We start from the raw sequence: 15,551 nt of genomic DNA on the forward strand, positions 1-15,551 counted from the left end.
AAGGCCAAACTCAAGTCACCTTTATAAAAAAGGGACCAAGCTTAGCCTCCAGAGAACCAGTCGGTTGCAAACTATTAAATTGATTAAACCTAGTTATCAGATGTAAATTAATAGGTTACCTTTTTATAATATAATTTAAGTTTGCTTGTCAACCATATTTTGTACAATCTAGAAAAAAAGAGAGACATAAGGGATTTCTGTCGATTGCTGGAGATCGAATTTGCATATCTGAATGGGGAGATTTCCTTAAGGGTATTCTCTGCGGCAATCATGTATAATAGGGCTATTGAAATCATTGGAAAGATGAGGAGCGCTTAAGGCCGTTATGTATGTATCGGATGTCATTTCCTTACTCACTGAGGAGAATCTGCGGAACATGCTGGAGCGTTACCGGTCTCTCGGTCCTTTTCCGGGGATCACGCTAACCTTTATAAAATCCTTTGTTCCGCCGCTGCCAACCCTGCTTATCGTTGGCCTGAATGCGGCTGTATACGGCCTGTGGTTAGGCTTTTTGTACTCCTGGATTGGGCTTGTTGCCGGCTGTCTGGTGACTTTTCTGATCATCCGCAAAATCGCCTCCCAGCGCTTCTTGCGCAAATGGGCGCAGCGGCCGAAGGTGGCCAGAGCGATGGAGTGGGTCCGGCGCAGCGGTTTCAGCTATGTATTTCTGCTGAGCCTGTTCCCGGTCGGACCGTTTGTCGTCATCAATCTGGCCGCCGGGCTTGCCGGAATGCGGCTGCGCTCCTACCTGCTGGCTCTGGCGGCAGGCAAGGCGGTCATGGTATTTGCCGTATCGTATATCGGCAGTGATGCCGGACGGTTTATTAGAAATCCAGCGGAAGTTCTCTATGTGCTGCTGTTCGTTCTGCTGTCGTTGTGGGGAGTCAAGTCGATCGAGACTTATTTCTCAAGACCTTCACGCAGCGGCGGGGATGGCGGGGGCTCATAAGCTCAAATACCTTTTAAGAAAAGAGGAATGTGACGCATGAAATACCGCAAGCTAGGAAGCACAGGGCTTAATGTATCGGTTATCGGAGTGGGCACTTGGCAGTTCGGAGGCGAATGGGGCAAGGATTTCTCGCAGGATGAAGTGGACGAGATGCTGGACAAAGCCGGAGAACTTGGCATTAATCTGATCGATACGGCCGAATGCTACGGAGATCATCTCTCGGAGAAATTTATCGGCAGCTACCTTAGCCGCCGCAAGCGCGAGGACTGGATTGTCGCAACCAAGTTCGGCCACCATTTCAGCGGCCATCTCAAGCGGGAACAGCTGTGGAGTGCGGACGATGTCCTGAAGCAGCTGGACGATTCCCTGCGTTCGCTTCGGACGGAGTATATTGATTTGTACCAGTTCCATTCCGGCACCAACGCCGAATTCGACAACGACAAGCTGTGGAATATGCTGGACGCGCAGAAGCGGGCCGGCAAAATCCGCCACCTGGGCGTTTCCATCAGTACCGCAAATGATGGCGTGCATCAGACGACGTCCGCCCCGGAGGTTGGCGCCGAGGCGATTCAGGTCGTCTATAACCGGCTGGACCGGAAGCCGGAAGAGCAGCTGTTCCCGCTGTGCAAGGAGCACAACCTTGGTGTACTGGCCCGGGTTCCGCTGGCGAGCGGTTACTTAAGCGGCAAGTACAAAGCGGACGCGGTGTTCCAGGCCGGCGACGTGCGGGCGAATCATGATGCGAAGAAGCGTGAAGAGCAGCTGCGGCTCGTCGCCGAAATCGCTGCCAACGAAGTGCCGGAAGGCTTGAACATGGCGCAGTGGGCGCTGGGCTGGTGCCTGCAGCATCCCGCGGTGACCAGCGTTATCCCGGGCTGCAAGAATGTGCAGCAGGTTGTCTCGAACGCTCAGGCCGCGGATCTCGATATGGTGGCGGAGGGGTAGCATAGGGCGGCGCCGGAGCTTAAGTAAAGGAGCGGGCTTGTACGGATCGGACCAGGGGCCGGACCGAAGCGAAACGGACCGAACAGGAGCGAAAAGGACCGAACAGGAGCTGAACGGATAAAGCGGAAATTATCCGCCTTATTCCGCTTGCAAGAGGTCTTTGCCAGATTTGAACGGGAAAAGCTCCCTCTAAATTCCGCGTTTTAGCCGGAATGGATGGAGAATCGGCAAATAAGCCGGAGTTTTTCCCGTTCAGCGAATGAGAGTGCGCTGTGATTTGAGAACAAGCGGGAGAATTTCCCGTTCATGGAGGGGCTTGCTTGAGATTCCGGGCAAGCCTTCCTTTCAAGAATAGAGGCAGGAGACGAGCCGCAGAGATGGAGCGAATACACCATCCTCTGCGGCTCGTTTGCTTCGGGTCGTCCGTAGAAGCCCTGGCGCCTGAGGGCAGCGGCAGCGCCGGGCGTCGAGGGCGGGCCTCCGCTTCCGGCAACCGGGTGCAGCTGCATCCGGCCGGGTCCGCCTACGTCAGGCGCAACTATCCGTCCGGGCCTGGCTTCCCGCCAGGCCTACAGGGCGAACAGCTGCTCCATATCCGGTTCATCCTCGCTTTCCGAGCGGTGGCACCAGCAGTTCGTCGCTGGGTTGTAGCGGTAGTCGGCCTGCCAGACCTCCCGTTGGCTTACGATCGCCTTCAGGGCCAGGAGGATGAAGGCGACATCGCCGGAGGTCATAACCGGATGCAGCGACAGGCGGACCCAGCCCGGCCGAAGGGATTGATCACCGGCGCGGATGGCTGTGCCCATCAGAGCGGAGGCTTCCCTGTCGATCGATAGCAGGTAGTGGCCGTAAGGGCCGGCGCAGGAGCAGCCGCCGCGCGCCTGAATGCCGAAGCGGTCGTTCAGCAGCCTCACGACGAGGTTGTAGTGCATATCCCGGACCGTAAAGGAGACGATGCCGAGGCGGCGGCGGACGCTGCCCTCGAGCACCGTTATATCCGGGATCGCCTGAAGTCCGTCCAGCAGCTGGAGGCACAGCTCGCGTTCATGGCGCAAAATGCGTTCTGTCGTCATTCTCTCCTTCAGCCGGAGGCATAACGCGGTCCGGATCGTCTGAAGAAAGCCGGGGGTTCCGCCGTCTTCCCGGGCCTCGATTCCCCGGAAGTAGCTCGGGCCCTCCCACGGGCTTACCCAGGAAACCGTGCCGCCGCCCGGTTCGTCGGGACGCCGGTTGCCGTAGAGCTCCGCAGCAAATACCAGAACGCCGCCTGTGCCCGGCCCGCCGAGAAATTTATGCGGCGAGAAGAAAATGGCGTCCAGCCTCTCCAGCGGGGACGGCGGATGCATGTCGATGTCCGTATAAGGGGCGCTGGCTGCGAAATCGACGAAGCACAAGCCGCTATGGCGGTGCATGACGGCTGCCAGCTGTCTGTACGGCGTTTCGATGCCGGTCACATTCGAGCAGGCGGTGAACGAGCCGATCTTCAGCCTGCGGTCCCGGTAAAGCTTCAGAATAGCTTCGAGCCTGCGCGGATCGACGTTTCCGTCCGGTCCCGGGGGGATAACGACGAGCTCGCCGATGCTTTCCTGCCACGGAAGAAGGTTGGAGTGATGCTCCATATGGGTGACGAAGATGACCGGCCGTTCCTCCTGCGGCACCACCGACCGTTCCGCCATCCATTCGGGGAGACGGAGTCCGAGCAGGCGCTGAAGTTTATTCACAGCCGCCGTCGTGCCGTTTCCGCAGGTCAGTAGAATGTCGCGCGGGCCGGCGTTCACGTGGCGCTTGATGAGGCGCCTGGCTTCTTCATAAGCCCGGGTCATTGTCATCCCCGTGGCGTTTGCCTCGGTATGCGGATTGCCGATCAGGGGACCGAACTGCTCCTGCATTCTGCGCTCGATCGGTTCGTACAGGCGGCCGCTGGCGGTCCAATCGGCGTACAGCAGCGTTTTTTTGCCGTATGGGGTCGTTATCGTATGTCTCAGTCCGATTGTTTGTTCGCGAAATGGGCCAAAATACGCCTCCAAAGAATCAGCCGCTTCCGCGGAAGAGGCGAGGGTGGATCTAAGCACGGGCAGTCCCTCCAGACGGGTATTGTCTTTGGCCTTAGTATATGCCCGCGCCCAAAATAGGTTAATGCCCAGCAAGGACAGCCGTCGGCTTGCCGGGCGAAACCAAGTATGTACCAAGACGGCCGGGAGGCCGCCCTGCTTCCTAAATAAAGAGCTGCAGGTCGCTTTCCAGCGCATCCTTTAAATAAGAGGCGGCGTCGATAATCTCCACTTCCGGCAGCAGTTCCTCGGGCTTGAAGCCCATAATTTCCACGGACAGCTTGCAGGCGTAGAATTTGATGTTCTTTTTGCGCGCACCCTTTAGAAAATGAATCAGCTTCGGCGCCCCTTGGTCCTCGATCATTTCCTCCAGCATCATCCGGCCAAGCCCGCTGAAATTCATGCGCGACAGCGGAAGCTGCTCCGGCCCTTTCGGGGTTACAACATCCATAAGCTTTTCATAGATCGTTTTGTCTTCCAGCGTCATTTTTTCGGGATCACGGACCAGGAACAATCCCCAGAATGAGAAGAACATCGTGACATCCACCTCGATATCGCGCGCGCTGTTAGCCAGAATCAGACCGGCCATCGCCTTGTCATATTCACCGCTGAACATCAGCAGATTCATTTTTTTGCTCACTGCCTTGGCCACCTCCGTATGGGAATGACCTTAGTATGGGCCGGCAGGGCGAGGGTATCCATTTTTCACAATTTCACCAAGAAATGTGCAGCACTATTCTTTAGGACCCGCCTGCACGGAATCGCCCGCCCGTTCGGCAGCGGAGAGGCGAAGGTCGTAGTGGCGCGCGGCCAGCCAGATGCTTCCGGTGAACAGCACGATCAGCCCCAAAATAATCGAAAACCGCCAGTCTCCCGCCTTGAAGTTCAGCTGCAGCACGGTCAGCACCAGAGCGACCTGGGTCCATATCAGCGTTCGTTTGCGAAGTGCCGCAATCGCTCCGTTCATCTTGGGCATTCCACGGATCACGATAAAGGCGATGGCCGCCAGAATCAAGGTAAAGACAGCGGTTCCAAAAATCTCCGATGAGGAAAAAGAGTTCATATTTTCAAATTCCTTTCTGCCTGTGATTGTCTTATTCGTTTGCATGCTTGCACTCATCTATTCCAGCGGTCCCTGCCTTCATTGCCGACTCTAGGCGTTTCAGCAGAGGTCCGATTTCCCCTGCGGGAAGAGGACGGTAAAAAAGAAAGCCCTGCACATGCTTACAGCCGTGCGCCAACAGGAAATTAGCCTGCTCCCGCTTCTCTACGCCTTCGGCAATCAGATGGTAGCCAAGCTGCGAAGCGACATAAGCGATGGATTTGATGATCGTCTCGTCGATAGAGCTCTGGCCGATGCCAACGATGAAGGTGCGGTCAATTTTGATTTTGTTGACGGGGAAATGCTTCAGGTAATTCAGAGAAGAATATTTGGTGCCGAAATCGTCGACGGACACGATAATTCCACGGTCACGCATTTGCTGCAGCAACGGGTAGTGCTCCTCCAGCAGGGCGGTGCTCTCCGTAATCTCGAACTCAAGGCAGTCAGGTGCAAGTCCGTAATGTCCGAAGATGGACATAAGCATCGGGATCAGATTGCGGTTATAAAACCAGCTGTTGGAAATATTAACGGAAGTGCGCAGAATCTGCAGTCCTTCCCGCTTCCATGCGGCCAGCTGCCGGCATACTTCATGGATCACCCAATCGGTCAGCTGGGTCATGAGTCCGGCTTCCTCTACGGCCGAGATGAAATAGCCCGGCAGGAGCAGCCCCTTTTCGGGATGGTTCCAGCGGACCAGCGCTTCCAAACCGATGACATCGCCGGTGGCGGCATTGACCTGAGGCTGATAGTGCAGTACAAATTCATGGTTTTCCAGAGCGGAATGCAGATATTTGGCAATCATCGTTTTTTGCTGCAGCTTCTCCCGGAGCTGGTTGTCAAACAGGTAATAACCTTGCCCATCCGTCGATTTGGCCTGATACATGGACATGTCCGCATATTTAAGCAAATCCTCTTTAGTCGTGGAATGCTCCGGATACAGTGAAATGCCGATGCTGGTGGACAGGTTGAGATGCGTTCCGGCTATGATAAGCGGCTTTGAAGCGACCGCGCTGAGCTGTTCGGCCATTTCCGGGATTTGATCCCGCGGCAGGTCCTGAAACAGCATGACGAATTCGTCCCCTCCGGTTCGAGCGAACAGCCTACAGGGAAGATTGGCATTATGTATTCTTCTGGCGAGGGTGCGGATGACCCGGTCGCCTGCCGAGTGTCCCAGCGTATCGTTAATCTCCTTGAACCGGTTGAGGTCGAAAAAGAACAGAGTAAAGGTCTGCGCAGGTTCCGCCGCCTTGAGCAAGCGGTCAAATTCGTCCATAAAAAAACGGCGGTTCGGAATTTCGGTCAGACTGTCATAGTAGGCCAGCTTCTCGTACAGCCTTTCGGATATGCGAAGATCGCGTGTGCGGATATTGACCACCTGTTCCAGCTCGCGGTTGAACCGTCTTTGCCGGGTGAAGAAATATAAAACGGAAGCAATGATCGACAAAAAGGAAAAATCGACCAGAAGTACGCTGATGAGCGCGTTCCATTTCGCTCTGGGGTCGAGGTGGGTGTTAATCAGCCAGCTTTGGTTATAGAAACGGATCGGAATACTGATCAAGGTGCCCTTGTTCTCCGTATGGGAGCCGAACAAATAGGCATGATCCATCCCTGTGATATACGCCTCGGAATTGCTGCCCAGAAAATGGCTGATAATATCGTTAATGCGAAGCGTGACGGAGACGATGCCCTCGAACGAATTATTTTTAAACAGCGCCTGTCTGATGACCATCCCGTATTCGCCTTGGGCAAGCATCCGCGGACCGTCAACGGTGATGGAACGGGAGCGTATCGTCTCCTGAATCATGCCCGGTGTGGACAGCTTGGGATCGAGCAGGAGGCTTTTATTGAGAATGGCCGTATTGCCGTCGATCGGATATAGATAGCGGATGATGCCGTCCGGCGCAATGACCATATTCATCAGGTGGTTGGTGCTGTGGTAGGCAGTGGACAAGTAGCCGTTAATCACACTCGGGCCGGCGTCGAAGCCGACGGTTTGGACAAAGGAGCTGACGCCTTTGACAATCGAGGCTCTCTCTTCGATATTCGATGTTAGCATGAAGGCTTGAGAAGACAAATCGGCTTTGGCGGCACGGTACTCCCGGTCAACCGATAAGGTATAGTAATAGAACAATAATATTTGAAGAATAGCGATGAAGACGAGGATGATCGTTAAAGGCTTTTTCTTAAAGAAAGCCATAATCTGCCTCCGACAACGAATAAGTGTGCAGGCATGGCAACATCATTCGTCAAAGTATTTTTAAAATAAAGAATTTATAAGCCAGGCGCTTGGTCATTCTTGTATAGCATGTCATTAGTAGAGCCGCCTCGTCAATAGGATTTAAGCGGTCAAACAGCAAAAAAGAAACGGATGAGCGCGTCTCCCCTGTATGGAACGACGCGTATATCCGTTTGACTGATTTGCATTAGGTTTATTGTTATTTTTTGAAGATGCGAAGCGGAGCGCCGAGCGGCAGGAAGGTGCGTCCGAAATGGGCGTTCAGGACGGAAGCGCCGCAGCCGTAAAGGGAGACGATGCCAATGCCGAGCTCCGAGAAGGCCGCCAGTTTGTGAAAGGCTTCCGCGGCGATTCCGAAAGAATTGAAGGTCAGGCCAAGAAACAGCAGATCGATCAGCGCGAAAATAATCAGCAGCACTTTATTGGCTTCGGTAGCGCCGATAGTCATAAACAGTGTGAAAATCAGATAGCCGAGGAACGCGAAGCCGAGCTGCTTCGGATCGACGGCTTCGGCAAGCACGGTACCGAATACGCCAAGCTTGATCAGCCAGCTTCCGGCCATGCCGAACCAGAAAAAGGCATAGGCTCCGAAAGCGGTCATGCCAAAGGTGTTGTTGTGCTTGGCATCCTGAATGCAGGCAAACAGCTGGGCGAATGCACCGAGAAAGACCGCCCATGGAATTACATAGCTTAGGCCTTCTGTGATCTCAAGCTTTTGCGAAGAGGCCACCAGGGTGACGATGGCCAGTCCAAACAGGCCAATCGCGCTTGGATCGGCGGTAACGATTTGGACGGACTGGGAAGAAGAAGGATGCGCTGACATAAACAATAAAGCCTCCAATACGGTTAAAATGGTTGACTTAGTAAGGACGAATGGAATCGATTCCAGTACAAGTCAGCCTATCATACCATATCGCTTAGGGCTTGCCTATAACGAACATAGGGTTATCCGGTCGAAATTTGGAGGAACTTGTGACATTCATTTGCATGACTGATGTATAATGAATAAATGAGAATTATTATTAACTGGGGGCGAGAGGCTGCGGCATGAAGAACAGGACATTTATTAAGAAGGCTTCCCGTTTCGGGGTGAGCCGGTGAACGTAAAAAGCTTTTTGAAATTGGTTGAAATTCAGACCAAAGTGGCGAGCGTCATTCCTTTGACAATGGGAACGCTCTATGCCCTTTACCGGTTTGAGCATTTTTACACATGGCGCTTTGCGCTGATGCTGGTGTCGCTGCTCAGCTTTGATATGGCGACAACGGCGGTCAACAATTATTACGACTTTAAAAAAGCGTCAAGAACGCACGGCTACGGCTATGAAACGCATAATGCCATCGTTGCGCACAAATTAAAGGAAAGTGTCGTGGTCGGCGTCATCGTCTTGCTGCTGCTGCTGGCGGCAGGCTGCGGGCTGCTGCTTGTGGCGCAGACCGGACTGCTCGTCTTTTTGCTGGGCGGCCTGTCCTTTTTGATCGGCATTCTCTACTCATTCGGGCCGGTTCCCATATCACGGATGCCGCTTGGGGAGCTGTTCTCGGGGCTGTTTATGGGCTTTGTCATCATCTTTATCTCCGCTTACATCCATACGGATGATATGCTGGCGGTGCTGACCCTGGAGCGGGGATGGGTTCATTTTCAGCTGAATCTTGTGGAAACGATCTACCTGTTCTGGTTCTCGGTGCCGGCGATTCTCGGCATTGCGAATATCATGCTGGCGAACAACATCTGCGACATTGATGAGGATGTCGATAACCGCCGTTACACGCTGCCGGTCTACATCGGCAAAGCAAATGCGCTCACGCTGTTCAAGCTGCTCTATTATGTGTCGTACGTGGATCTGGCCCTTTTGCTGATTCTGGGCGTACACCCGCTGCTTGTGCTGCTTCTGCTGCCGACACTGATCCCGCTGCGCCGAAATCTGGCCAAGTTTGACGAAAGGCAGGAAAAAGCCACGACCTTTGTTCTCTCCGTGAAAAACTTCCTTTTGCTGAATGCGGCGCGCATTGCCGTACTCGTTGTGGCCCTGCTTCTTTAGGGCGGAGCCACCTCTGACCCTGGCGCCGCATTATGGCAATAGGAGTGAAGACAAGCCTAAGACAAGAAAGGGGGCCAAGAAATGCAGCGTCCGCTTCGTTTTGGAGTTATGGGCTGCGCGCAAATCGCGACAGGCACGATGATGCCGGCCATTGCCGAATCGAAATCGGCTGTCCTTGAAGCGGTGGCCAGCCGGGGAATTTCGAAGAGCTCGCGCATCGCTCAGGAGTTTGGGATAAAGAAGGCATACGGAAGCTATGAGGAGCTTCTGAGGGACCCGGAGGTGGACGCGGTCTATATTCCGCTGCCCAATCATTTGCACCGGGAGTGGGTGATCCGGGCGGCGGAAGCCGGGAAGCATGTGCTGTGCGAGAAGCCAATCAGCTTAAGCGCCGGGGAAGCCGCCGAGATGGCGGCAGCCTGCCGGAAGGCCGGGGTTCATCTGGCCGAGGCGTTCATGTACCGGCATCATCCGCGGTATCCGCTGCTGAAGGCTATTTTGCAGTCAGGCGAAATCGGCGGCCTCCGCGCCATACGGGGTTCGTTTACCTATAACAACGCCTCGGATAGCTCCAATGTCCGGTTTAAGTCGAAATGGGGCGGGGGATCGCTGTACGATATCGGCTGTTATCCCCTTAGCGCCGCGCGGCTTCTGTTCGGCACGGAACCGGAAGCGGCGACCGTGCATGCGCTGTTCTCGACGGAGCATGATAGCGTTGATATGATGGCCTCGGGGCTTGTGGAGTTTTCCGGCGGCCACAGCCTTATCTTCGAATGCGGAATGTGGGCCTATGAGCGCCAGCTTCTGGAGGTCATCGGCACGGAAGGCCGCATTGAAATCCCGATGCCTTTTAACGCCAGGACGGACGATGCCGAATTCTTCATTTATGCCGGAGGCGGCGTAAGGCGGGTGGATGCCCCCGGCGCGAATCCTTTTACCTGTCAGGTGGACAATTTCGCCTCCGCCGTATTCGGCCAGGCTCCACCGCTGTTTGAACCGGAAGATGCCGTACTGAATATGAAGCTGCTGGAAGCCTGCCTGGCTTCCGCTGCCGGACGTAGAAGAGTAACGCTTCTTAATTGACATACGATCCGGTCACCTGGTGCTTCTCCCTGTATTCGAGCGGGGTCAGACCGGTCACTTTTTTGAATGCCTTGCCAAAATATTTCACATCTTTAAAACCTGACGCCCCGGCTACATCGTAAATCCGAATATCGTTTTGGGCGAGCAGCCGTTTCGCCTCCCTGATTCGCAGCTCGATCAGGTAATCGATGAAATTGCGCCCGGTCTGTTTTTTGAAATACAGACTGAAATAGCTTTTGCTGAGGTGCACGATATCCGCTACGCTCCGAAGCGTCAAATTCTCCGTGTAATGGGCGGAGATGTACTCCAGCGCCTTCGTAATTAACTGGCCCCCGTAACCGTTATCGGCCAGTGCAGGCATCAGAGACTGGCGGATTTCCTCCAACTGACCCATTAAATAAGACGAGAGCTGCTCCAGTGTCTCTGTCCGGAGGAGCATATCTTGCCTGTGGGGAAGCAGCCATCTGGAATCCGGATGTAAATGATGGACGCCTGCAAGCAGCTCGCAAGCCTCCTGCCGTACTTGTTCCGGGTTCAAAGTCCCGTTCTTCCAGCGCTCCAAGGCTAACTCGATTGCTGATGAGACCGGATCGCCGCTGCGGATCATTTCGAAAAAAAGCGTCCAATCATTGGGGATATATGTATTTTTACAGGCTTTAACCCCGGTTTCAACGACCTTCATCGGATACAAACCGCCAAGCCCCTCAAAAAAACGTCTTTGGCAGGCGGAGTGGCTGTCAGAAAATCCCATAAGAAGATGATGTATGCCTTGCTTGACCGCGGTACCCGCTGAAGTCGAGATTCCTCTTCCGGCTTCCAGTGCGCTCTTCCACTCCAGGATTAGCTTTTCGGAATCTCCCTCATTATCGGGAACGACTAGAAACAGGCTGCTGTCTGCCGCAAGCATGGCTGCTCCTTCCGCAATATGTTCATAGAACGCTTCCTGTATTTCTTCCAGCAGAAAATGGACGTACAAATAACCGTAATTTTCAATCCATTCCTCGGCCTTGTCCAGTGTGAGATAGACGCAGGCATATCTTCTGTCCATCCATGCCGGCGCCCAACCGGTTGCCAGGGAGGAGGGCCTTTTTTGCACGATCCGCCTTTTAATCTCCTGTTCGAGACCTTTTCGTTTCCGGTAAGCCGCGCTTTGCCGAAAATAATTCAGTTCGAGAGCTCTCTTCCTTTCTTCCTCCAGCAGAGAGACACATCTTCGAAGAACGGCAAGAAGTTCATCCCGGTTCAAGGTCAGTTTCAACAAATAATCGGCGGCCCCCACCTTAAGCCCTTCTTTGACATATTCGAAATCGCTGTAGTGGCTGATCAGGATCACCTTGAGCCAGGGATACAGTTCCAGCGCCCGCTTCGTGAGCTGAATGCCGTCCATTATAGGCATCTTGACATCCGTAATCAGAATATCGAAGGAACGTTCACTCATGGCAGCCAGAGCCTCTGTTCCGTTGGCGTAATGGTCTTCTACGAGCATTCCTTCCTTTTCCCAATCAATAATGGCGCTGATACCGTTACGGATGACAGCCTCATCATCGACAATTAGAACTTTATACATCTTATTCCCCCTCTTGATGCGAGATTCTTTTTGGATGCAAGGCCTACCCGGTTTAATCTTACTGAATAGATGAAGCACTTTACAGAGTCATATGAATCATGTTCCGCGTGCGAGTTATCGGGCTAACCCAAAGGAAGGTGTTTTATATTGAGTGAAGAGCGTAATATTTTACACCTTGTCAATGTTTATAGAGAGGCACGCTTGGAGTTACATTTAATGCATAGATTTGTTAATAAAAAGAAACTAGCAGTGACATAGTGTGATTTATCAATATATTTGAAATAAATAAAAGGTTGACGATTTGATATCGATGCCGGTATAAACCATAGTCCTTAGTTCTCCTTGGCTATTAATTGCGATTGTCAACCAATTATCTAGGAAATAAAAGTATGCTGATCCAATTTGTAAAAGAAGAGCTTGAACAGGCCTGAAGCTAAGCCCCGCCACGATTTTCCCCCTTAGAAAGGTTCGCTCGTCGAGCACAATCCGACCCCCTTTGAAATCGTTTTCCAAAAGTTTGTAGGTGTAAGTTCCCATTGTTCATATCGAATTCTGTTGCTAACTTGGTAGTAGGCGCCAGAAACCCGGGAGTTTGACTTGATGAAGCTTTTTAAACTGTTCAGAATAAGGAGACAGATCTAATGTCGCGTAAACAGCGTATGAAGAAATGGTCACGATTAATGCTGGCAACTACATTTTTAATATCAGGCAATTTCCTAACGCCTCTAATTTCCGAGGCTGCAGAGCTTGTGGCTCCGCCTGGGGCACAAGTATGGGAAGGCAAGATGGTCGATAAGAACGGCAACCAGCAGCAAGTGCATGATGAAAGACCTTTGGATAAAAACAATCTGCAAAAGCTGAGTGTTCAAGGCGTCGAAAAGCTGGACAACGGCGTGAAGTTGAATTTGGGAGAAATGGAATCATATATCCGTTTGCTGTCTTCCGACATTTCCAAAGTATCGATCATTAAAAAAGGCGATAAAGAATTCACTTCCGTCGGTATCGTGGAAACAGATTGGAAAAGTCCTAAATTCACAGTAACAGAAGATAACAAGAAAATTGTATTGAAGTCCGATAGCTTAACGGTAGACATCAACAAAAGCCCGTTCGGCATCAAATATTTGGATAAAGACGGCAATGTGATCAACGAAGACGCGGACCAAGGCGTAGGTTACGAAAACGGCAAGCCTTACGTGTTCAAGAAAACCGACAAAAACGAAGATTTTTACGGATTCGGACAGAAAACAACCGGATTGAACCATCGCGGTAAAGCAATCGGAGTATGGAACCGCGAGAATCTGCCGGAACCGGTTTCGAAATACACGTTCTCTTCGATTCCATTCTTTATCGGGTTGAAGGGTGACAAAGCATACGGTATTTTATTCGATAATACTTACCGTTCTTACTACAACATGGCTGCTGAAAGCGACGATTACTACTACTTCTGGGCCGATGGCGGAAAATTGACGTACTACTTCATCAATGGACCGGAAATGAAAGATATCGTTAACCGCTACACGGATTTGACCGGAAAAATGCAGATGCCGCCTGAATGGGCGATGGGCTTCCATCAATCCGCTTGGGGCTACCATCAAAAGGATATTGAGCAAGTGGCTCAAACCTACCGTGAAAAGAACATTCCGATTGACGGTGTGATGCTTGACATCGAATGGATGGATGACTATAAAAACTTCTACTTTGGCGATAAATTCCCGGACCCGGATGGAATGAACAAACGCTTGCACGATGAGGGTTTCCATTATACTTCCATCATCGATCCTGCGATTCGTGTGCCTGACCCGGGACAACCGGAATATATTCCTTATACCGAGGGGACTCAAAAAGATCTTTGGGTTAAAAATCCGGATGGCACCAACTATTTGGGTAAAGTTTGGCCTTGGGGCGTTCCATCCAAATCCGTTTTCCCTAACTTCATGAAACAAGCAACCCGCGACTGGTGGGCGAAATGGCATAAACCGGTCTTTGATAAAGGCGCGGACGGCATTTGGAACGACATGAACGAACCGGCTAACTTTAGTACGGTAGACTATTGGACGTTACCGCTGGATAGAGTTTTTGAGACGGACAATGGTGAAAAATTAACGCATGAAGAAGTGCATAACGTTTACGCCCACACTGAGGCTCAAGCCACAGATCAAGCTTTCAAAACGAATAAACCGAACGTTCGTCCGTTTATCTTGACGCGTGCTTCGTTTACAGGTACGCAGCGTTACGCTACCGCAACCTGGACAGGCGATAACTGGAGCAGATGGGAAATGCTTAGAATTTCGATTTTCCAAGACGCTAATGTCGGTTTGACAGGTATGGCGATGGTCGGAAACGATATCGGCGGCTTTGCGAAAAAACCTTACGAAGACGTTGTAGCTACACCTGAATTGTTTGCTCGTTGGGTTCAAGTCGGCGCATTCTATCCGTTCTCCCGCGACCACTACAACAATGACGGTAAGAGCCCGATGGAAACAGACGCGGCTAAAAGCTTGGCATGGGGCAGACAAGAGCCATGGCAGTTCGGAAAAGAAGTTGAGGATATCAGCCGCAAGTACATTTCCATGCGCTATGAATTGATGCCTTACCTTTACAACGCGTTCAAAGATGCGCATGAAAAAGGCAATCTCATTTTCCAACCGCTCGTGTACCAGTTCCAGCAGGACCAGAAGACTCATGATATCCAAGACCAATTCATGTTTGGCCAATCTCTGATGATGGCGCCAATTGTGTTTCAAGGCGCTACTTCCCGTGACGTATACCTGCCGGAAGGCGTGAAATGGGTAGACTACTGGACTGGCGAAGTATTTGAAGGCGGACAAACGATCCACAAAGATGCCGATCTTGGAACGCTTCCGATCTACGTGAAGCAGGATTCGATTATCCCGCGCCGTGAAGTTCAGCAACATTCCGGTGAGAAGAAATTGACGAACCTGGTTCTCGACACTTATCTGAATAACAAAGCATCTTACAGCTTCTATGAAGACGATGCTAAAACCGAGGATTACACCAGAGGCGAATTTAACATTACCGAATTCAACGTTGATCAAAAGGGCAATCACCTTGAGTTCAGCCAGAACAAAAAAACTCAAAACTTCGCTTCCGACATTCAGTCCTACACTCTGAAGCTGCATAATGCCACGGTGCCGAATAAAGTGGAAGCAGCCAATGACAAATATGCGGAAGCAGCCAGCTTGGACGAACTGGGCAAAGCAGCAAACGGCTACTACTTTGACAGCGCAGAGAAAGTGCTGTATGTCAAAATCCCGGTAAACGAGAGCCACAAAGTTAAGATTTTCAACTAAAACGCTTGATGAATAAGCTAAGCAAATGGACCAGGCATAATCGCCTGGTCTATTTGTGTTTGAGCATCGCGTTTATCAAATGTGGACATTTATTACAGCGTCCGAAAAAAGGGCACAAGTTCCAGTATTTACTTAGACAGTCCGCCGGATACAAGGTAGAATACAGCTAAAGTTAATTCTTTGCGAATTTTTTCTCATCCTAATATTTTTTGCAGCTATTTCCATATATCGCTATCCGCCAATAACCGCGCCTGAATTTCTGCCCCGC

The 15,551-nt window shown here is 51.8% G+C and carries 11 protein-coding genes; 5 read left to right on the forward strand and 6 right to left on the reverse strand.

Features of this window, described 5'->3' with window-relative positions:
• Positions 1-325: 325 nt before the first annotated feature.
• Entirely contained in the window at positions 326-949 is a 624-nt protein-coding gene (locus EH198_RS15680; protein WP_124696464.1) for a TVP38/TMEM64 family protein, read from the forward strand.
• Between the two features lie 36 nt (positions 950-985).
• Positions 986-1,894 carry an aldo/keto reductase gene (locus EH198_RS15685; protein WP_124696465.1) on the forward strand — a complete coding sequence of 303 codons (909 nt, stop codon included), beginning with the start codon at positions 986-988 and terminating at the stop codon, positions 1,892-1,894.
• 569 nt (positions 1,895-2,463) lie between these two features.
• Here the strand turns inward: EH198_RS15685 and EH198_RS15690 are convergent.
• The 5 genes from EH198_RS15690 to EH198_RS15710 all read right to left on the reverse strand — a co-directional run bounded on the left by EH198_RS15690 (position 2,464) and on the right by EH198_RS15710 (position 8,106).
• Positions 2,464-3,966 carry an aminotransferase class V-fold PLP-dependent enzyme gene (locus tag EH198_RS15690; protein WP_246014358.1) on the reverse strand — a complete coding sequence of 501 codons (1,503 nt, stop codon included), beginning with the start codon at positions 3,964-3,966 and terminating at the stop codon, positions 2,464-2,466.
• A gap of 142 nt (positions 3,967-4,108) precedes the next feature.
• On the reverse strand, positions 4,109-4,585 hold the full coding sequence (locus EH198_RS15695; RefSeq protein WP_124696467.1) for a DsrE/DsrF/DrsH-like family protein: 477 nt from the start codon (positions 4,583-4,585) through the stop codon (positions 4,109-4,111).
• Between the two features lie 93 nt (positions 4,586-4,678).
• A complete protein-coding gene (locus tag EH198_RS15700) occupies positions 4,679-5,008 on the reverse strand; it encodes a hypothetical protein (protein WP_124696468.1) in 330 nt (109 codons plus the stop codon).
• A 31-nt stretch (positions 5,009-5,039) separates the two neighbouring features.
• Positions 5,040-7,244 (reverse strand): putative bifunctional diguanylate cyclase/phosphodiesterase, encoded by a 2,205-nt coding sequence (locus EH198_RS15705; protein WP_124696469.1) that lies wholly within the window; start codon positions 7,242-7,244, stop codon positions 5,040-5,042.
• Between the two features lie 238 nt (positions 7,245-7,482).
• Positions 7,483-8,106 carry an acetate uptake transporter gene (locus EH198_RS15710; RefSeq protein ID WP_124696470.1) on the reverse strand — a complete coding sequence of 208 codons (624 nt, stop codon included), beginning with the start codon at positions 8,104-8,106 and terminating at the stop codon, positions 7,483-7,485.
• A 274-nt stretch (positions 8,107-8,380) separates the two neighbouring features.
• Here EH198_RS15710 and EH198_RS15715 point away from each other — a divergent pair, with 274 nt between their 5' ends.
• A complete protein-coding gene (locus EH198_RS15715; RefSeq protein ID WP_124696471.1) occupies positions 8,381-9,322 on the forward strand; it encodes a 1,4-dihydroxy-2-naphthoate polyprenyltransferase in 942 nt (313 codons plus the stop codon).
• An 81-nt stretch (positions 9,323-9,403) separates the two neighbouring features.
• Entirely contained in the window at positions 9,404-10,405 is a 1,002-nt protein-coding gene (locus tag EH198_RS15720) for a Gfo/Idh/MocA family protein (RefSeq protein WP_124696472.1), read from the forward strand.
• On the opposite strand, the gene EH198_RS15725 is transcribed toward EH198_RS15720, so the two are convergent.
• Positions 10,398-11,972, reverse strand: a complete 1,575-nt coding sequence (locus EH198_RS15725; protein WP_124696473.1) for a response regulator transcription factor — start codon at positions 11,970-11,972, stop codon at positions 10,398-10,400. The two genes, EH198_RS15720 and EH198_RS15725, sit on opposite strands and share 8 nt — an antisense overlap.
• Before the next feature lie 641 nt (positions 11,973-12,613).
• On the opposite strand from EH198_RS15725, the gene EH198_RS15730 reads away from it, so the two are divergent.
• Positions 12,614-15,283 (forward strand): glycoside hydrolase family 31 protein, encoded by a 2,670-nt coding sequence (locus EH198_RS15730; RefSeq protein WP_221621533.1) that lies wholly within the window; start codon positions 12,614-12,616, stop codon positions 15,281-15,283.
• The last annotated feature ends 268 nt before the right edge of the window (positions 15,284-15,551 follow it).

Source organism: Paenibacillus rhizophilus (genome assembly GCF_003854965.1).
GTDB lineage: Bacteria > Bacillota > Bacilli > Paenibacillales > Paenibacillaceae > Paenibacillus_AQ > Paenibacillus_AQ rhizophilus.